The 16,328-nt window shown below is 70.5% G+C and carries 13 protein-coding genes and 1 pseudogene; 6 read left to right on the forward strand and 8 right to left on the reverse strand.

The features are described 5' to 3' along the window. Nucleotides 1–128: 128 nt before the first annotated feature. The 5 genes and pseudogenes from CSC76_RS04685 to CSC76_RS04705 form a co-directional block, all read right to left on the reverse strand. Nucleotides 129–506 (reverse strand): hypothetical protein, encoded by a 378-nt coding sequence (locus CSC76_RS04685; protein ID WP_162108881.1) that lies wholly within the window; start codon nucleotides 504–506, stop codon nucleotides 129–131. Nucleotides 507–575: 69 nt separating this feature from the next. Continuing rightward, a pseudogene (locus CSC76_RS04690) lies at nucleotides 576–2,350 on the reverse strand (ABC transporter transmembrane domain-containing protein). A gap of 87 nt (nucleotides 2,351–2,437) precedes the next feature. Continuing rightward, a complete protein-coding gene (locus CSC76_RS04695) occupies nucleotides 2,438–3,028 on the reverse strand; it encodes an IMPACT family protein (RefSeq protein ID WP_162108882.1) in 591 nt (196 codons plus the stop codon). Then, complete coding sequence (locus CSC76_RS04700; RefSeq protein WP_162108883.1) at nucleotides 3,025–4,152, reverse strand: hypothetical protein; 1,128 nt, start codon at nucleotides 4,150–4,152, stop codon at nucleotides 3,025–3,027. The genes CSC76_RS04695 and CSC76_RS04700 overlap by 4 nt, the downstream gene beginning before the upstream one ends. After that, nucleotides 4,149–4,667 carry an RNA polymerase sigma factor gene (locus CSC76_RS04705; RefSeq protein WP_276533567.1) on the reverse strand — a complete coding sequence of 173 codons (519 nt, stop codon included), beginning with the start codon at nucleotides 4,665–4,667 and terminating at the stop codon, nucleotides 4,149–4,151. The genes CSC76_RS04700 and CSC76_RS04705 overlap by 4 nt, the downstream gene beginning before the upstream one ends. A 285-nt stretch (nucleotides 4,668–4,952) precedes the next feature. Here CSC76_RS04705 and CSC76_RS04710 point away from each other — a divergent pair, with 285 nt between their 5' ends. Continuing rightward, on the forward strand, nucleotides 4,953–7,868 hold the full coding sequence (locus CSC76_RS04710; RefSeq protein WP_162108885.1) for a bifunctional diguanylate cyclase/phosphodiesterase: 2,916 nt from the start codon (nucleotides 4,953–4,955) through the stop codon (nucleotides 7,866–7,868). Nucleotides 7,869–7,905: 37 nt separating this feature from the next. Here CSC76_RS04710 and CSC76_RS04715 read toward each other — a convergent pair whose 3' ends face one another. The 3 genes from CSC76_RS04715 to xseA form a co-directional block, all read right to left on the reverse strand. Then, nucleotides 7,906–9,672 (reverse strand): vWA domain-containing protein, encoded by a 1,767-nt coding sequence (locus CSC76_RS04715; protein ID WP_162108886.1) that lies wholly within the window; start codon nucleotides 9,670–9,672, stop codon nucleotides 7,906–7,908. A gap of 106 nt (nucleotides 9,673–9,778) precedes the next feature. Continuing rightward, nucleotides 9,779–10,123 (reverse strand): ribonuclease E inhibitor RraB, encoded by a 345-nt coding sequence (locus tag CSC76_RS04720; RefSeq protein ID WP_162108887.1) that lies wholly within the window; start codon nucleotides 10,121–10,123, stop codon nucleotides 9,779–9,781. A 69-nt stretch (nucleotides 10,124–10,192) separates the two neighbouring features. After that, on the reverse strand, nucleotides 10,193–11,524 hold the full coding sequence (gene xseA, locus CSC76_RS04725) for an exodeoxyribonuclease VII large subunit (protein WP_162108888.1): 1,332 nt from the start codon (nucleotides 11,522–11,524) through the stop codon (nucleotides 10,193–10,195). 118 nt (nucleotides 11,525–11,642) lie between these two features. Between xseA and CSC76_RS04730 the strand changes: the two genes are divergently transcribed. The 5 genes from CSC76_RS04730 (at nucleotide 11,643) to CSC76_RS04750 (ending at nucleotide 16,295) form a co-directional block, all read left to right on the forward strand. Then, the gene (locus CSC76_RS04730) at nucleotides 11,643–12,926 is read left to right on the forward strand and encodes a sialidase family protein (RefSeq protein WP_162108889.1); all 1,284 of its coding nucleotides are present in this window, start codon (nucleotides 11,643–11,645) and stop codon (nucleotides 12,924–12,926) included. Nucleotides 12,927–12,986: 60 nt separating this feature from the next. Then, a complete protein-coding gene (locus CSC76_RS04735) occupies nucleotides 12,987–13,385 on the forward strand; it encodes a DUF2946 family protein (RefSeq protein ID WP_162108890.1) in 399 nt (132 codons plus the stop codon). A gap of 62 nt (nucleotides 13,386–13,447) precedes the next feature. Next, nucleotides 13,448–15,649, forward strand: coding sequence for a TonB-dependent receptor (locus tag CSC76_RS04740; protein ID WP_238394873.1), 2,202 nt, complete (start codon nucleotides 13,448–13,450; stop codon nucleotides 15,647–15,649). Between the two features lie 20 nt (nucleotides 15,650–15,669). Then, entirely contained in the window at nucleotides 15,670–15,825 is a 156-nt protein-coding gene (locus CSC76_RS04745) for a hypothetical protein (RefSeq protein WP_162108891.1), read from the forward strand. Continuing rightward, nucleotides 15,822–16,295, forward strand: a complete 474-nt coding sequence (locus tag CSC76_RS04750; protein ID WP_162108892.1) for a copper chaperone PCu(A)C — start codon at nucleotides 15,822–15,824, stop codon at nucleotides 16,293–16,295. Before CSC76_RS04745 ends, CSC76_RS04750 begins: the two co-directional genes overlap by 4 nt. Nucleotides 16,296–16,328: the final 33 nt, after the last annotated feature.

Consider the following 16,328-nt stretch of genomic DNA (forward strand, 5'->3'; position numbering starts at 1 on the left):
GCTCGACCGCGCGGGCTCAAACGGGCATGTTTATGCAGGTTCATCCGGGGCTCCTGGGGGCTGGGTTGGCTTCGCAACCCCCATCTTCCAGAGATGCCCCGGATGAACAACCTACCGAGAGATCACACCTAGCCGTCCGGCGACACCGCGCGTGCTGCGCGGGCAATGCTGCGCTTGAGCTGCCATTCGGCGAAGAACGAGGCCGCGATCAGGCCGGTGCCCAGCAGACCCAGCCACTGGAACCACGGGTTTTCGAAGACTTCGTCGGCCAGGTCGTTGTCCTGCAGTTGCAGGCGCAGCAGCCTGAGTTCGGCGGCGAGCGCGTCCGTGTCCGCGCGGCCCTGCTGAAGCGATCGTTCCGCCTTCAGCGCAATACGGGCGAGGTGCGCCTGTTCGGCACGTTCGGCATTGTCGCGACGCTCCACGGTCACGACCAGCGCGCTGGTCAGCAGGATCAGCAGCGTGCCCAGGCCGCGCAGCAGCGGCGGCAACGGTTCGGGGATCATGCGCGGTCTCCTGCGGGCAACACGGCATCCTAGACCCGTGCGCGGGCGGCCGTCATCGCCGCCGGCGGATCAGTCGAGGAACTGCAGGCGCGCCAGTTCCGCGTACAGGCCGTCCTGGGCGAGCAGTTCCGCATGCGTGCCCTGGGCGACGATACGGCCGCGATCCATCACCACGATGCGGTTCGCCTTGAGCACGGTGGCCAGCCGGTGCGCGATGACCAGCGTCGTGCGTCCGGCCATCAGCCGCTCGAGTGCATGCTGCACGGCGCGCTCGCTTTGGGCGTCCAGTGCGCTGTCGCTTCGTCCAGCAGCAGGATGGGGGCGTCCTTCAGCAGGGCGCGGGCGATGGCGATGCGCTGCTGCTGGCCACCGGACAGGCGCGCGCCGCGTTCGCCGAGCTGGCTGTCGAAGCCTCCCGGCAGTTCGCGGATGAAGTCGTCCGCTTCGGCGGCCTCGGCGGCCGCCTGCAGCTCGGCATCCGTGGCGTCGAGCTTGCCGTAGCGGATGTTCTCCGCGGCGCTGGCGGCGAAGATGGTGGGCTGCTGCGGCACCAGGGCGATGTGTTCGCGCAGGTGGGCGGGGTCGAGGTCGCGCAGGTCCACGCCGTCGATGCGCACGCTGCCGGACTGTGCATCGTGGAAGCGCAGCAGCATGGAGAACACGGTGCTCTTGCCGGCGCCGGACGGGCCTACCAGGGCGACGGTTTCGCCCGGGTTGACGGTCAGGTTGAAATCGTCGAGCGCGGGCAGGTCGGGCCGCGAGGGGTAGTGGAACGAGACGTTGTCGAAGCGGATCTCGCCCTTCACCGGGGCAGGCAGGCGACGCGGTGACGCGGGCGCGCGGATCGTCGGCGTTTCGTTGAGCAGTTCGGCGATCCGGCCCATGCCGCCGGCGGCGCGCTGCAGCTCGTTCCAGACTTCGGCCAGGGCGCCCACCGAGCCGCCGCCGATCAGGGCATAGAAGACGAACTGGCCGAGTTCGCCCGTCGTCATGCGTCCGCCGATCACGTCGTGCGCACCCGACCAGAGCACCAGCACCACCGCGCCGAACACCAGCGTGATGACCGTGGCGGGGACCAGCGACTGCGCGCGGAAGCGCTTGCGCGCGGTTTCCACGGCGACCGATACCGCATCGCCGAAGCGCTTGAGTGCATACGACTCGCGCGCGTGCGCCTGCACGGTGCGCACGGCGCCCAGGGTTTCGCTGGCGAGCGTATTGGCGTCGGCCACGCGGTCCTGGCTCGCGCGCGAAGCTCTCTCCAGCCGGCGGGCGCCCAGCACGATGGGCAGCACCGCGAGCGGAATGCCGACCAGCGCGTAGGCCGCCAGCTTCGGGCTGGTGACGAACAGCATCACGATGCTGCCGATCACCGTGATGCTGCTGCGCAGGGCCACCGACATGCTGCTGCCCACGACGCTGCGCAGCAGTTCGCTGTCGGCGGAAAGGCGCGAGACCAGTTCGCCGCTGCGGGTGCGGTCATGGAACTCGGCATCCAGCCCGACCAGGTGCCCATACAGCTGCCTGCGCAGGTCGGCCACGACGCGCTCGCCGAGCAGCGAGACGAAATAGAAGCGGGCTGCGCTGGCGATCGCCAGCACCAGTACGACGATGAAGACGCCCAGGAACCCCCGATCGATGTTCCCGCCGCTGTGGAAGCCGCCGTCGATCATCTGCTTGAACGCGACCGGGAAGCTCAGCGTCGCCGCCGACGCTAGCGCCAGCGCACACAGCCAGGCGGCGAACAAGCCCGCATGCTGGCGCACGAAGGGCCACAGCGCGCGCAGCGTGCCGAGCTTGGCCTTTGATTTGGAAGGGTCCGGGGTATCGGTGGCGCTGTCGGTCATCGGGGAGATCGGATCAAGGCGACTGTGGGAGGCGTTGCGGTCCGTCGGGACCCCGCAGCGCCTCCCGCATCCGCCTCGCGCAGCGCGTCAGGCCGTGGCCGACATCACGCGCACACGGTTACGGGTGGCGTCGCGCAGCTGGGTTTTCAAGGCGTCCGCGCGATCGGCGGGCAGTTCGATCACGAGCCGGGCACCGGATTCGTCGAATGATTCGTCCTGTTTCACCGCCAGATGGGTGGCCAGTGCGCCATGCACGACGCCCAGATCGTCGAACGGACAGGCGAGGACCAGGGACGTCATCGCCACCACGGGCAGGCGCGGCGCCTGCCGCAGGCACTCGGCCGCCGCCCCGCCGTAAGCGCGCACCAGGCCGCCGGCCCCCAGCTTGATGCCGCCATACCAGCGGGTGACCACCACCATCACCCGGTCGAAGCCCTGGCCATCGATCGCAGCCAGGATCGGACGCCCCGCCGTGCCGGCGGGCTCGCCGTCGTCGCTGGAACGGTACTCGCCTCCGATCCGGTAGGCCCAGCAGTTGTGCGTGGCATCGGGTACGGCGATCTCGCGCAGGAATGCCAGCGCGTCGTCCGGTGTGGCGACCGGCGCGGCCTGGGCGAGGAAACGGCTGTGCTTCACCTCCAGCAGGTGGGAGGCGCGCCCGGCAAGCGTGTCGGTCACGGGGTTCCCAGCAGGGGGCGCAGATCGTCCGGGACGCGCTGGAACGGGTGCGCCTGGACGAACAGCTGCAGGCTGCGCAACGCATTCGCGCTGTCACCGAGGTCGCGCCGCAGGCGGATGCGTTCCAGCCATTCGTCCGGCGGGAGCCGTGTGTCCTCGTCCACGGGGACCTGCAGGTCGGTGCGGCGCAACGCGGTGCGGGCGGCGCTGGGCTGGCTGCTGCCGGCGCTGGCGGCCGGAGGCGGTGGTGCGGGCGGCGAGGGCGGCGTCACGTCAGTGGGCGCCGGCACGGCGTCCTGAACGCGGGTGGGCGTCCCCCGGTTCTGGATGCGGCTTCCGGTCACGGTGATCGAATCCAGCGTACGGGCGTCGGTGGCCCGGGCTTTCTCCTGCCGCGCCTCTTCGTAGCGGACCCGTTGTTCCTGCTGCTGTGCGGCCGCGCGTTCACGCGCCTGTGCCGCAGCCGCCCTGTCCTGCATCTCCATCGCTTCGTCCGCCACCACCGGGGCGGGCGCCGACGCGGGTGCCGGCGCGCTGGCGGCCTCGGCCGGGAAGGCCTGGGGCGCGGAACGCGTGATCCGCGGCGCTTCAGGTGCGGACAGGCCGGGCACTGCGGGAATCAGTCCCAGCGGACCCCGCTTGGGTGTCCCCTCCTGTCGCGCGGCCGCTTCGGCATTCTTGCGCGCAGGGCCTGACGCCGCGGCGTCGGCAGGGGCCGCGGGCGGCAGCGCCGGGGCAGGCGCTTCCTGCACGGCGACGGGGGCGGCGCTGGCGGCGGCCGGATCGATGTCGGCCTCGGCGCTGTCGATCACCCCGGCGGGCGCGCGGACAGGCGCCGCGGCCGGTACCTCGCTGGCCACCGGGACCTCGTAGGCAGGGCGCAGTTGCCAGGCGACGCCGGCGGCAAGCAAGACCGAGGCGGCCACACCCAGGCCCAGGGGCCAGCGGCGACGCGGCGGCGGTACCTGCCCACCCGGCGCGGGCGCATCCTGCACGGCTGCGCGGGCGGCCGCCAGGATGCGCGCGTCCAGTCCGGGCGAGGGACCGCCGTGCGGACCCAGCCGGGACAGCGACTGCGCCAGCGCGCGTTCTTCGGGCGTCAGGGGCTCGTGGGGGGTCTTCATTCGTTCAATCTCGTCCGCAACCGGTCCATCGCATACCGCAACCTCGATTTCACGGTTTCCCGGCCCACGCCGGTGATCTCGCCGATCTCCTCCAGGGTCAGTTCCTGTTCCAGCCGCAGCAGCAGCACTTCGCGCTGCTCCGGCGGCAGTTCGTCCATGGCCAGCTGCAGGCGCCGCCGCTGTTCGAACTGCGACAGCTGGCGCTCCGGCGTGTCCGGGTCCGGCACGCGCTCGGTGCGGGCCTCGGCGTCCTCGGGTGCGGGCGGGCGGTGCTTGAGTGCGCGCCAGTGGTCGTTGAGCCGATTGTGCGCGATCCGGTACAGCCAGGTCCCGAACGCGGCTTCCGGTTTCCAGCCCTGGCGCGCCGCGATGACGCGCTGCCAGGTGTCCTGGAAGAATTCGTCCGCCAGCGCAGCGTCGCGCAGGTGCCGCAGCAGGAACCGGTACAGCGGCCCGCGATGGCGTGCGTAAAGCTGTTCGAAGGCCGACGCGTCGCCGCTGGCGTAGGCCAGCATCAGGGTTTCGTCGGCAGGCTCGGCAAGGTCGTTCACCGGCACCAGCGTAAGCGGTCCGCGCGTGCGCGTGAAGCTGGGACGCGCAGGGGCAGCCGGTACGAGCCGCGCGCGGGAGGCCGACCGGAGGGCGGATCTGGCGGGAGCAGGGAAAAGGCGCACCTGTTCCGGAACGGCCCGGAACGTGCGGCGGGGTTGCGGTGGTCGTTTCCGTTCAGGGCCCGGCTGGCGGTATGCTCGCCGTGGGGGATATCCAGATTCACGCACCGTCTCTGTCGGGACACGGTCATGCCTACGCCATCGGTCAGCGCAGACAATCCGGCCAGCACGCCCGCGTCGCCCGCAGAGCGGATCGCGGCGACCCTGTGTGGCCTGCTGCCGCCGGGCGCGGAGCTGGCGGTGTGCTGGCGCGACTGGGCGCTGGGCGGTGGCAGCGCGGCCACGCCGGGGGCACCGGTGGCGCTGCGGCGGCGTGCGGACCAGGCGCTGGCCGACGCGGCCGAGCACGACGATCCGGACCTCTGCGTGCACGCCTGGGACAATGCCGACGGCAACGCCCGCATGGCGCTGGCGGTAGCCGGAGCGCACGCCCGGCCGGCCGAGCATGAATCGGCATGGTTGGCGCTGGCGCGTACCCTGGTGGAAACCACGCTGGACGCCTCGCGCGCGCAGGCGCGCATCGTGTCCCTGGAGAAGTCCAAGCGGCTGCAGCAGGCCCTCTACGAGATCGCCGATCTGGCCGGTGCCGACCTGGAGATGCCCGAGATGCTCCGCCGCATCCATGCGGTGGTGAACTCGCTGATGTATGCGGAGAACTGCTACATCGTCCTCTACGACGACCAGCGCCGCACGGTCCGCTTCCTGTACTTCGCGGACCAGCGCGATCCGTACGTGGCCGAACCGGAGCGCGAGTTCGGCGAAGAGGAAATGGCCAACAGCATGACGTTCGCGCTGCTGCGCCACGGCCAGCCCCTGCGGGGACCGTCGGCGGTGATCCGGCAGAAGCTGGGCGTGATCCGCGACCCGTCGCACGGGCCGGACAGCCTGGACTGGCTGGGCGTGCCCATGCGCCGCGACGACCGCGTCTGCGGCGCCATCGTCGTGCAGAGCTACGACACGCCCGCCAGCTATGCCGACGAGGACCGCGCGCTGCTGGGGTATGTGGCCCAGCACATCCTGACCGCGCTGGACCGCAAGCACGCGCACGTGGAGCTGGAGCATCGCGTGGCGGTGCGCACGCACGAGCTGCAGCGCGCCAACCGCGAGCTGCAGGCCGAGATCATGGAGCGCAAGCGTGCCGAAAAGCTGCAGCGCGCGCTGTTCCGCATCACCGAACTCGCCATCACCTCCGAGACCCTCGAACGCTTCTATGCCGACGTCCACGTGGTGGTGGACGAACTGATCGACGCGCGGAACTTCTACATCGCCCTGGTCTCGGACGACGGTGAGCAACTCAGCTTCCCTTACTCGATCGACGAGCGCGATCCGATGCGCAAGTCGCGGCGCATGACCAATGGCCTGACCGAGTACGTGATCGCCACGGGCCGCCCGCTGCTGGCCGACCGCCCCGTGATCGCCCAGCTGGCAGAGCAGGGCAAGCTGCAGCAGCACGGGCCGCCGGCGTACAGCTGGCTGGGCGTGCCGCTGTTCCGCGGCGAGGACGTGGTCGGTACGGTGGTGGTGCAGAGCTACACCGAAGAAGTGAAGTTCACCTCGCACGACCAGAACCTGCTGACGTTCGTGGCCCATCACATCGGCAACGGACTGGACCGGCAGCGCACGCATGAACGCCTGCGCAGCGCGCACGCCGAACTGGAGCGCAGGGTGGACGAACGGACCCGCGAACTGGCCGAGGCCAATCACCAGCTGCGCGCACAGATCGGTGAGCGCCTGCGGGCCGAGCAGCAGCTCACCTACCAGGCGACCCACGATGCGCTGACGGGTCTGCCCAACCGTCCGCACCTGCTGGACCGGCTGTCGGCCGCGATCGAGCGCGCACGGCATGGCGACGGCCAGGCTTTCGCCGTGCTGTTCCTCGACCTGGACCGCTTCAAGCTGGTCAACGACAGCATGGGCCACGCCGCCGGCGACGAACTGCTGGTGGAGGTGGCGCGGCGCATCACCATGAGCGTGCGCGAGGACGACGTGGTCTCGCGCCTGGGTGGCGACGAGTTCGCCCTGCTGGTGGAATACACGGACGGCGTGGAGAACGTGCGCGACTTCGCCCAGCGCCTGCTGGCGGTGCTGGGGCGGCCGATGTGGGTGGCCGGCCGCGAGCTGTTTCCCTCCGCCAGCCTGGGCATCGCCGTGTGGCACCCGCGCTACCGCAATGGCGAAGAGCTGCTGCGCGATGCCGATGCCGCGATGTACCGCGCCAAGGAGCAGGGGCGCGACCGCTGCGCCATGTTCGACGAAGCCATGCGCGAAGCGGCGATGCAGAGCCTGGATCTGGAGGCCGACCTGCGCCGCGCGATCAACCATCGCGATTTCCTGCCGTTCTACCAGCCCATCCGCCGCATGGACGACGGGCGGGTGATCGGCCACGAGGCGCTGCTGCGCTGGCAGCACGAGCGCCGTGGCCTGCTGCTGCCGGCCGAGTTCATCGGCCTGGGCGAGGACAGCGGCCTGATCGAACAGGTCGACTGGCTGTTGTACGAGCAGGTGGTGCGGCAGATCGCGCGGGGCGTGGACGGCTACATCTCGGTGAACGTGTCGCCGCGGCATTTCCGTTCGCCCGACTTCGGCGATCGCCTGCTGGCGATGTTCGAGGCCCATGGCGCCGATCCGGCCAGGTTGCGGCTGGAGATCACCGAAGTCGCGCTGCTCGACGACGCCCCGCGCACGCTGCGCATCCTGCGCACGCTGCGCCAGCACGGCATCCTGGCGCAGCTGGACGACTTCGGCACCGGCTTCTCGGCGCTGTCGTACCTGCACCGGTTCCCGATCTCCGTGTTGAAGATCGACCGCAGCTTCGTGTCGGGACTGGGCGCCGAAGCACGACCGGAGAGCCTGGCGCTGGTGCGTGCGATCCTGGCGCTGGCCGGCACGCTGGGCATCGAGACCATCGCCGAAGGCGTGGAAACCGAGGAGCAGCGCAGCGCGCTGATCGAGCTGGGCTGCCATCTGGGCCAGGGCTACCTGCTGGGACGGCCGATGGCGAGCCTGGAGCAGGTCGGCGTAGCAGACACGGTACAGGCCGGATAAAGCGGGAGGGCGGCGTCGATGCCGCCCTCCTTGCGACTCACTCGCCGGCGATGGCGGGCGCATCGTCCGGCACCGCGACCAGCCTCCGTGCCTGGTCGACCAGCTCGATGAACTCCGCCTTCAGTCCGTGCGGGTCGCGGCCGCCGGCCTGTCGTGCCGTGCGGGCCACATCGCGCCAATCCCATGCATCGATGCGCTGGCCGCCACGCAACAGATCGGCGTAGGCCGCCACCGCGCTGGCGAACCGGAACGCGTCGCTGGGCTGCGTGGTCAGCGACGTGCGTGCGACCGGCGCCTCGATGAGGCGGCTGCTGTCCTGCCCCGGCAGCTTGTAGCGCAGGCGCACGTGCGCGACCTCGTCGGTCGGGGCCCCGGCGGCCACCTGCCTGTCGCCATAGCGCAGCGCGGGCAGGCGGTCGGCGCCGCTGCCCACCGGCGTGATCTCGTACAACGCGGTGACCTCGTGGCCCGCGCCGATGTCGCCCGCATCGACCTTGTCGTTGGCGAAATCCTCGTTGGCCAGCACGCGGTTCTCGTAGCCGATCAGGCGATACTCGGACACGACCGCGGGGTTGAACTCCACCTGGATCTTCACGTCGCGGGCGATGGTCAGCAGGGTGGACTGCATCTCGTCCACCAGCACCTTGCGGCCTTCCTGCAGCGTGTCGATGTAGGCATGGTTACCGTCGCCCACATCGGCCAGCTTCTCGGCCAGTGCATCGTTGTAGTTGCCGGTGCCGAAGCCGAGCGTGGTCAGCGCGATGCCCGACCTGCGCTGGTCGGCCACCATCGTTTCCAGCGCATCCTGGCTGACGGTGCCGACGTTGAAGTCGCCATCGGTGGCCAGGATCACGCGGTTCACGCCTTCCTTGACGAAGGCCTGCTTGGCCATCGCGTACGCCAGCCGTATGCCGTCGCCGCCGTTGGTGCTGCCCCCGGCCTGCAGCCGGTCCAGCGCGGCGAGGATCTCCTCGTGGCGGTCGCCCGGCGTGGGCGGCAGCACCAGTCCGGCCGAGCCCGCATAGACCACGATGCTGACGCGGTCCTGACGGCGCAGCTGCGGCACCAGCTGGGCGAAGGACTGCTTCAGCAGCGGCAGCTTGTCCGGCGATTCCATCGAACCCGACGTGTCCAGCAGGAACACCAGGTTGGCCGGCGGCAGCGTCGCCTTGGGTACGTCGTAGCCCTTGATGCCGACCATCAGCAGCTGGCGCTTGGCGTTCCAGGGCGCAGGGGCGAGTTCGGTGGTGACGTTGAACGGACGGCTGCGGTCCGTCGGTGCGGCATGACCGTAGCGGAAGTAGTTGATGAATTCCTCCGCGCGCACGGCGTCGGCCGGCGGACGCTGGCCCTCGCGCAGCATGCGCCGCACATTGCTGTAGCTGCCGGTGTCGACGTCGACGGAGAACGTGGAGACGGGTTCGTCGAGGGTGCGCTTGACCGGATTGTCGTCGCGTTCGGCGTACTTCTCGGTGTTGGCCGGCGTGGCGGGCTGGGCCAGCGGCGCGTGGGCGACGCGGTATTCCATCGCAATCACCGGCGCCGGCGGTGATGGCGGCGCGTAGACGTGCCCCGTGGGCATGGCGGTCTTGGCCTGTTCGTGGTGCAGGCGGGTTCCGGTCACCACGATGCTGTCCAGCGTGGCCTGCTCGCTGCGTGCGGCAGCCGCGGCCTGGCGGGTGAGCTGGGCATCGGCCGCGGCAGTGGCCGCTTCCGCCTCGGGTGTGTGCTGTGCGGTGGGGCTGGACTGGCAGGCGGCCAGCAGGGCGGCGGCCAGCAGGGTGACGGTCAGACGGTGCGACATGGCGTGACTCCGTGTGTGGGACAGGGAGTCGAACGCGCGGGGTCGGGAAATGGGGTTGCGCGAGGGAGGCCTCCGCATCCCCCCCCCCACGCGCGATCGTGTCACGTCAGTCGATGGCACCCACATCCATGCCGTCGTAGGCATCCAGGCCGTGTTCTTCGGCGAAGCGGTACAGCGCCTGGTTGCGCTCATGGAGGCTGTCGGGCGTGTGCACTTCGGTCTTCTCGACATGCAGCCACCACAGGTCCGGGTCTTTCCGGTTGTCCTTGTCCTCCAGGTACAGCGCGATGACGCGGTAGCCCTGCGCCTGCAGCAGCGGCACGACCGCTTCCAGTGCGGGACGCGAGCCATGCGTGAAGAAATAGCCCCACACCAGCGGCTTGCCCAGGTCCCAGGAGGTTTCCCTGGCCATGTTGTCGAACATCTCGACCAGTTGTTCGCGGGTGATCATGTCGTGCTCCTGATGTGGCGCGCGCGTCCGGCTGGCCGCGCGTTGAAGAGATGGGGCCGTGGACCGGTCCTAGGATTCGGCGCGCAGCGTCAGGCGGCCATCGCCGACCTGTGCGTCGACGCGCTCACCCGGCTGCACCTGCGCCACCGAGCGCACCAGGGTGCCGTCTTCCTTGGTGATCAAGGCGTAGCCGCGTGCCACGGTCGCCAGCGGACTGACGGCTTCCAGTGAACGCGCCAGCGCGCGCAGGCGCAGGGCGTCGCGTTGCAGCGTGCGTGCGACCGCGGCCTGGGGGCGGGGGGCGAGGGCCAGCAGCCGCGCGCGCAGTTGTTCCAGCCGACGCCGGGGTGCTTGGGCGCGCAGCACGGCGTCGGCATGGCGGAGTGCGGCCTGGCGACGCGCCTGCTGGTCGCGCCACAGCGCATGCAGGCGGCGTGCGGCGTCTTCCTGGCGACGCCGCAGCATCTCCAGGCGCGCCTGTGGTCGCAGCGCATGGAGGCGCAACGCGGCGCGGTCGGCGCGTTGCATGGCGTTGCGCAGCCGATGCGCCTGGGTCGTCGCGAGCCGGCGCTGCAGTGCCTGCACGCGCGCCAGCAGGTCGCGCCGGTCCGGTACCAGCAGTTCGGCCGCGACCGAGGGCGTCGGTGCGCGCAGGTCGGCGGCGAAGTCGGCGAGGGTGAAGTCGGTCTCGTGGCCGATGGCGGACACGACGGGGACCGGCGAGGCCGCGATGGCGCGCGCCAGACGCTCATCGTTGAAGGCCCACAGGTCCTCCAGCGAGCCGCCACCGCGGGCGACCAGCAGCACGTCGTAACGCCCGCTGCGCGCCGCACGCTGCAGCATGTCGACGATCTGGCCCGCCGCGGTTTCGCCCTGCACCTGCACGGGCAGCACGTCGACCTCCACCAGGGGATAGCGGCGTTGCAGCACGCTCAGCACGTCGCGCACCGCCGCGCCGGTGGGCGAGGTCAGCACGCCGAGGCGCCGCACGTGGGCGGGCAGGGCACGCTTGCGCGTGTCGTCGAACAGGCCCTCCGCGGTGAGCCTGGCCCTCAGTTCCTCGAACGCCCTTCGCAGCGCGCCTTCGCCGGCTTCTTCCAGACTGTCGATGACCAGCTGGTAGTCGCCGCGTGCTTCGTACAGCGTCAACCGACCGCGCGCGAGCACGCGCAGGCCCTCGCGTGGCGCGAACTTCAGCCACTGGCTCTTGGGCTTGAACATGGCGCAGCGCACCTGCGCGCGCGCGTCCTTCAGGGTGAAGTACAGGTGGCCCGAGGCGGGGCGGGTGACGTTGCCCAGTTCGCCCTCCACCCACACCAGCGGGAACGCGCCTTCCAGCAGATCGCGGGCGAGCGTGTTCAGCTGGGTGGGCGTCAGGATGTCGCGGGCGGTGTCGGTCATGCGGCAAGGATAAACGGTGGCGCCGGATGGCGACGCAAGTGCCTGCGACACGCGGTCGCAGTCGGGCAGTCGCATTCCGTGATGGAATGCCGGGGTCCCGATGGCCGGAAACGTCCGCATGCCCCTGTCCCGCTGGCCCCGCTTCATGTTGCCGATGCTCATCGTCGCGGCGTCGGCCTGTTCGCCCGCCGACGCGCCGGCCACCGCCGTCGGCGCCACCCAACCCAAGGTGGAAGACCTGCGCCTGCCGTCACCCGCCCCTGCCGCGCAACCCGACCTGGTCACTGCGCCGGACGGTGCGCTGCTGCTGAGCTGGGTGGAGCCGATGGACAAGGGCGGGCATCGGCTGCGATTCAGCCGTCGCCCTGCGCAGTCCGGGGACTGGCAGGTGCCGCGCACGATCGCCGAAGGCGCGAAATGGTTCGTCAACTGGGCCGACACACCGCACGTCCATGCCTTGCCGGACGGTTCGCTGTGGGCGCACTGGCTGCGCAGCACGGGGCCCTCGCGCATGGACTACGGCATCGACCTGGTGCGTTCCGGCGATGGAGGAGCGACGTGGAGCGCGCCGCAGCTGGTGCATCCCACCGGCACGCCGGGCGATCACGGCTTCGTGACGTTCTGGCCGCAGGCGCGCGACCGGTTGGGCATCGCCTGGCTGGACAGCCGGCAGAAGGCCGTCGAGGGCGCGCATGCGCATCACGATGACGGCCATCACGGCGGTGGCGCGCCGATGATGCTGCGTGCCGCGATCTACGACGCGGAGGCGAAGCAGGACGCCGAATGGCCCCTCGACACGTCCACCTGCGACTGCTGCACCACCTCGTCCGCCGTGACGGATCGCGGTGTCGTGGTCGTCTACCGGGGACGCAGCGACGACGAGATCCGCGACACGCGCATCGTCCGCTTCGATGGCGAACGCTGGACGGCCCCGCGCGACGTGCATGTGGACGGCTGGCGGATCGCGGGATGCCCGGTGAACGGGCCCGTGGTGGTCGCCGATGGCGCGACGGTCTGGGTCGCGTGGTACACGGAAGCGGAGGGCATGCCGGAGCTGCGGGCAGCGCGCTCCACGGATGCGGGCGACACGTTCGGCGCGCCGGTGACGCTGGCGAAGGGCCCGCACGTGCTGGGTCGCCTGGGGCTGGCACGCGGCGACGGTCATCTGCTGGTGAGCTGGCTGGAGCAGGCACCCGATGAGCGCCAGACGCTGGTGCTGGGCCGTTACGACGACGCGTGGCGGCAGGCGCATCACGTGCGCGTGGCCACCCTGTCCGCGCGTGGGCGGGCGAGTGGAATCCCTCGCCTGCAGTGGCACGACGATGCCGCATGGCTGGTGTGGACCGATGTGGCCGTCGACGTGCCGGGCCTGCACGGCGCACGCGTAAGGTGGCCCCGATGAGACGGGTGCGACATTCCGTCGCATCTGACCTCCAGAGTCCTTAACGCTTAGAATTCCACGGTGATCCGCTCGCACGCCTTCCTCCGACCGATGCTGCAGCTGGCCCTGCTGGCCGCGCTGCTGATGGCGTTCGCGCCATCCATCACGCGGTGGATGGCGAGCGACGGGCCGCAGGTGTTGGCCGGCTGGACCGAGCTGTGCACCACCGAGGGCATCCAATGGGTCGACACGCGCGCCGAGTCGCCGGCCGGCAAGTCGGCGCTGCCCGATGGCATGCCGATGGGCCCGGATTGCGCGTACTGCACGCTGGCGGCGGCGCTGCCCTTGCTGCTGCTGGCCATCGCGTTGCTGTTCCCCCGTCTGGCCGGCGACGCGATCGCAAGCGTCGTAACGCTTCCACGCGCTAGGCGGCTGCGCCTGCGTGGCCTGGGCGGGCAAGGGCCGCCCGTCCTGCTCTGAACCACAAGACCCCTGGTTGACCGTGCGGCCCATGCGCCGCGTCCTTGTGCTTTGGAGTTTCCATGTCCCTGATGTCCCGGGCGACGCCGCGCGCGTCGTGCCTGTCCGTGGCCGTAGCCGCGGCCCTCTCGCTTGCCCTGTCCGCGCATGCCGCCGAACCCGTCGTGTTGCCTGATGGCGCGCGCGCCACCGAGCTAGATACGGTTGAAGTCAGTGGCCACAAGGCCGACCTCGAACAGACGGCCGGCACCGGCACCCGCCTGTCGCTGAGCCTCCTGCAGACGCCGGCGTCGGTCACCGTGATCGATCGCGACACACTGGATGCGCGCGGCGTGCGCACCACGCAGGAGGCGCTGGCCGGCATTCCCGGCCTGCCCGTGGCATCGCCGCCCGGCAACGGCAATGCGGTGACCTACCGTGGCTTCTCCGGCAGCCAGATCACCCAGCTGTTCAACGGCATCGACGTGCAGTACGCCAGCATCGCCGCGCGTCCGGTGGATGCATGGCAGTACGAGCGGGTGGAGGCGATCGGCGGGCCATCGAGCTTCCTGTACGGCGCCGGCGCGGTCGGCGGCACGATCAACTACGTCACCCGCCTGGCCCGGCTGGATCGCGACGAAGCGGGCATGCAGGCTTCGTGGGGCTCGTTCCGCGACGGCACGCTGGCGATGGGGGCCAACGTGCGCCTGGGGGGCGACGACGCGCGCCAGGCGACCCGCGTGGATGCGAGCTCGCGCGACGCCGAAAGCGGGATCGACGGGCAGGCGCGCGAAGCCTCGACGCTCGCGGCGTCGTGGCTGGTACAGGTCGCCCCCACGCTGCGCCACACGCTGGCGGTCGAGTTCCAGCAGGAGGACAGTCATCGTCCCTACTGGGGCACGCCGGTGCGCCAGCCGGCGACCGGTCGCCTGTCGGTGCTGCCGCAGACGATGGGTCGCAACTACAACGTCGCCGACGGCTACTACGGACAGGACGTGCGCTGGGTACGCTCGCTGCTGGAGTGGACGCCGGGCGAGCACGACACCGTGCGCAACACGGTCTACCACTACGACGCGCTGCGCGATTACCGCAACGTCGAGAGCTATCGCCTGACGGCCGACAACGACGGCGTCATCCGCTCCGGCACGCTGCTGCAGCGGCACGACCAGCAGGTCTACGGCAACCGGCTGGAGTGGAGCCACGACGGCGCGCTGTTCGGGTTGCCGACGCGATGGGCGACCGGTCTGGATGTCAGCTACAACCGGCAGACGCGCTTTCCGTTGTCGCTGTCGGCCACGGTGGACACCGTGCCGCTCGACGCCGTGACGCCGGGCCGCTTCCTCGACGTGCCCGGCACGTCGATCGTCTACACGCCCGACCGCACCAACCGGCTGCACACGCAGGCGCTGTACCTGGAGAACCTGACGGAGCTGACGCCTTCGCTGTCGCTGCTGACCGGCCTGCGCCGCGACCGCATCGTGTTGGATGTGGTGAACCACCGCGTGGTCACGGCCACCAATCCCGCACGCTTCGAGCGCGAGTACGCGCCCACCACGGGACGTGTCGCGCTGAACTGGGCCATCACGCCGCAGGCGAGCGTGTATGCGCAGTACAGCACCGCGGCCGATCCGCCGGCGGGCATCCTCAGCACCGCCAACTTCGCCACGCTGCGCGACTTCGATCTGACCACGGGACGGCAGGGCGAGGTCGGCGCGAAGTTCCAGTCGCGCGACGCGCGCCACTTCGCCACGCTGGCCGCGTACCGCATCGTGCGGCGGAACCTCGCCATCACCGATCCCGCCAATCCGGGGCAGACGCTGCCGGTGGGGCAGCAGTCCTCGCGGGGCATCGAAGCGACGTTCGGTTGGCGACCGCTGGAGGCGCTGAAGGTCGAGGGCAACCTGGCCTGGGTGGATGCCACGCTCGACGCTTTCTACGAGAACGTCGGCGGCGTACCGGTGTCGCGCGCCGGCAATCGCCCCACCAACACGCCCTCGCGCGTGGGCAACCTGTGGGTGGATTACGCGTTCGGTCCGCGCTGGTCGGCGGGCCTGGATGTCCGCGGCGTCTCATCGCGCTACGCCAACGCCGCCAACACGCTGTCGACCGCCGGTTACGCCACCTGGGGCGCGCACCTGGGCTTCAAGTGGAACGGGAGCACCGAGCTTAGCGTGCGTGGCCGCAACCTCGGCGACCGCACCCACGTGGTGTACGCGCTGGGCAGCACGATGGCCTATCTCGGCGATCCGCGCAGCTGGGAAATCGTGCTGCGCAAGACCTTCTGACCGCATCCCCCGGGATTGCCATGGACACGATCTTCTTCCTCTGCGTCGGCAGCTGGCTGATCGCGTGGGCCTGCGCACTGGGCCTGTGCGGCCTGGGGCGCGTGGCCGCGCATGCACGGCCGCTGACCCTGCTCGACACCTTCTCGTCCACATCCGATACGGAAACCACGACATGAAACGTTCCCTTGCCAGCCTGATACTGCTGCTGTCGGCCTGCCAGCCGTCTCCCCATGAAACCCAGCAGCCGGCCCCGCCATCCGCCGCCGTGACCGTCGCCGGGCCGTGGCTGCGCGCCACGCCGCCGGGCGCGCCGGTGGCCGGCGGCTTCCTCACCCTCCGCAACGGCTCGTCGGCCGATGACCGCCTGCTGGCGGTCGAAAGCGCCGCGGCGCAGCGCGTGGAGATCCACGAGATGCGCGACGAGGGAGGCGTGGCCCGGATGCGCGAGCTGGTCGATGGCCTGCCGTTGCCCGCAGGCACCACCGCCGAACTGAAGCCGGGTGGCCACCACCTGATGTTCATCCAGCCCACGCGCGCACTGCCGGCGGGCGAACAGGTGGACGCGACGCTCGTGTTCGAGCGCGCGGGTCGCATGCCGGTCGTGTTCGAGGTCAGGCCGCTCGGTGCGGCGGCGCCGCACCACTGAGATCGCCGCCGTCGTCTCTTCCCTTTCGAATCC

Source organism: Pseudoxanthomonas mexicana (genome assembly GCF_010093385.1).
Classification (GTDB): domain Bacteria; phylum Pseudomonadota; class Gammaproteobacteria; order Xanthomonadales; family Xanthomonadaceae; genus Pseudoxanthomonas_A; species Pseudoxanthomonas_A mexicana.

Excerpts from the sequence above, each read along its gene's own strand:
- CSC76_RS04685 (WP_162108881.1), bottom strand. The coding sequence starts at position 506 with ATGATCCCCGAACCGTTGCCGCCGCTGCTGCGCGGCCTGGGCACGCTG.
- CSC76_RS04720 (WP_162108887.1), bottom strand. The coding sequence starts at position 10,123 with ATGATCACCCGCGAACAACTGGTCGAGATGTTCGACAACATGGCCAGG.
- CSC76_RS04740 (WP_238394873.1), top strand. The coding sequence starts at position 13,448 with ATGTCCCTGATGTCCCGGGCGACGCCGCGCGCGTCGTGCCTGTCCGTG.
- CSC76_RS04715 (WP_162108886.1), bottom strand. The coding sequence starts at position 9,672 with ATGTCGCACCGTCTGACCGTCACCCTGCTGGCCGCCGCCCTGCTGGCC.
- CSC76_RS04710 (WP_162108885.1), top strand. The coding sequence starts at position 4,953 with ATGCCTACGCCATCGGTCAGCGCAGACAATCCGGCCAGCACGCCCGCG.
- xseA (WP_162108888.1), bottom strand. The coding sequence starts at position 11,524 with ATGACCGACACCGCCCGCGACATCCTGACGCCCACCCAGCTGAACACG.
- CSC76_RS04705 (WP_276533567.1), bottom strand. The coding sequence starts at position 4,667 with ATGCTGGCCTACGCCAGCGGCGACGCGTCGGCCTTCGAACAGCTTTAC.
- CSC76_RS04745 (WP_162108891.1), top strand. The coding sequence starts at position 15,670 with ATGGACACGATCTTCTTCCTCTGCGTCGGCAGCTGGCTGATCGCGTGG.
- CSC76_RS04750 (WP_162108892.1), top strand. The coding sequence starts at position 15,822 with ATGAAACGTTCCCTTGCCAGCCTGATACTGCTGCTGTCGGCCTGCCAG.
- CSC76_RS04700 (WP_162108883.1), bottom strand. The coding sequence starts at position 4,152 with ATGAAGACCCCCCACGAGCCCCTGACGCCCGAAGAACGCGCGCTGGCG.
- CSC76_RS04730 (WP_162108889.1), top strand. The coding sequence starts at position 11,643 with ATGCCCCTGTCCCGCTGGCCCCGCTTCATGTTGCCGATGCTCATCGTC.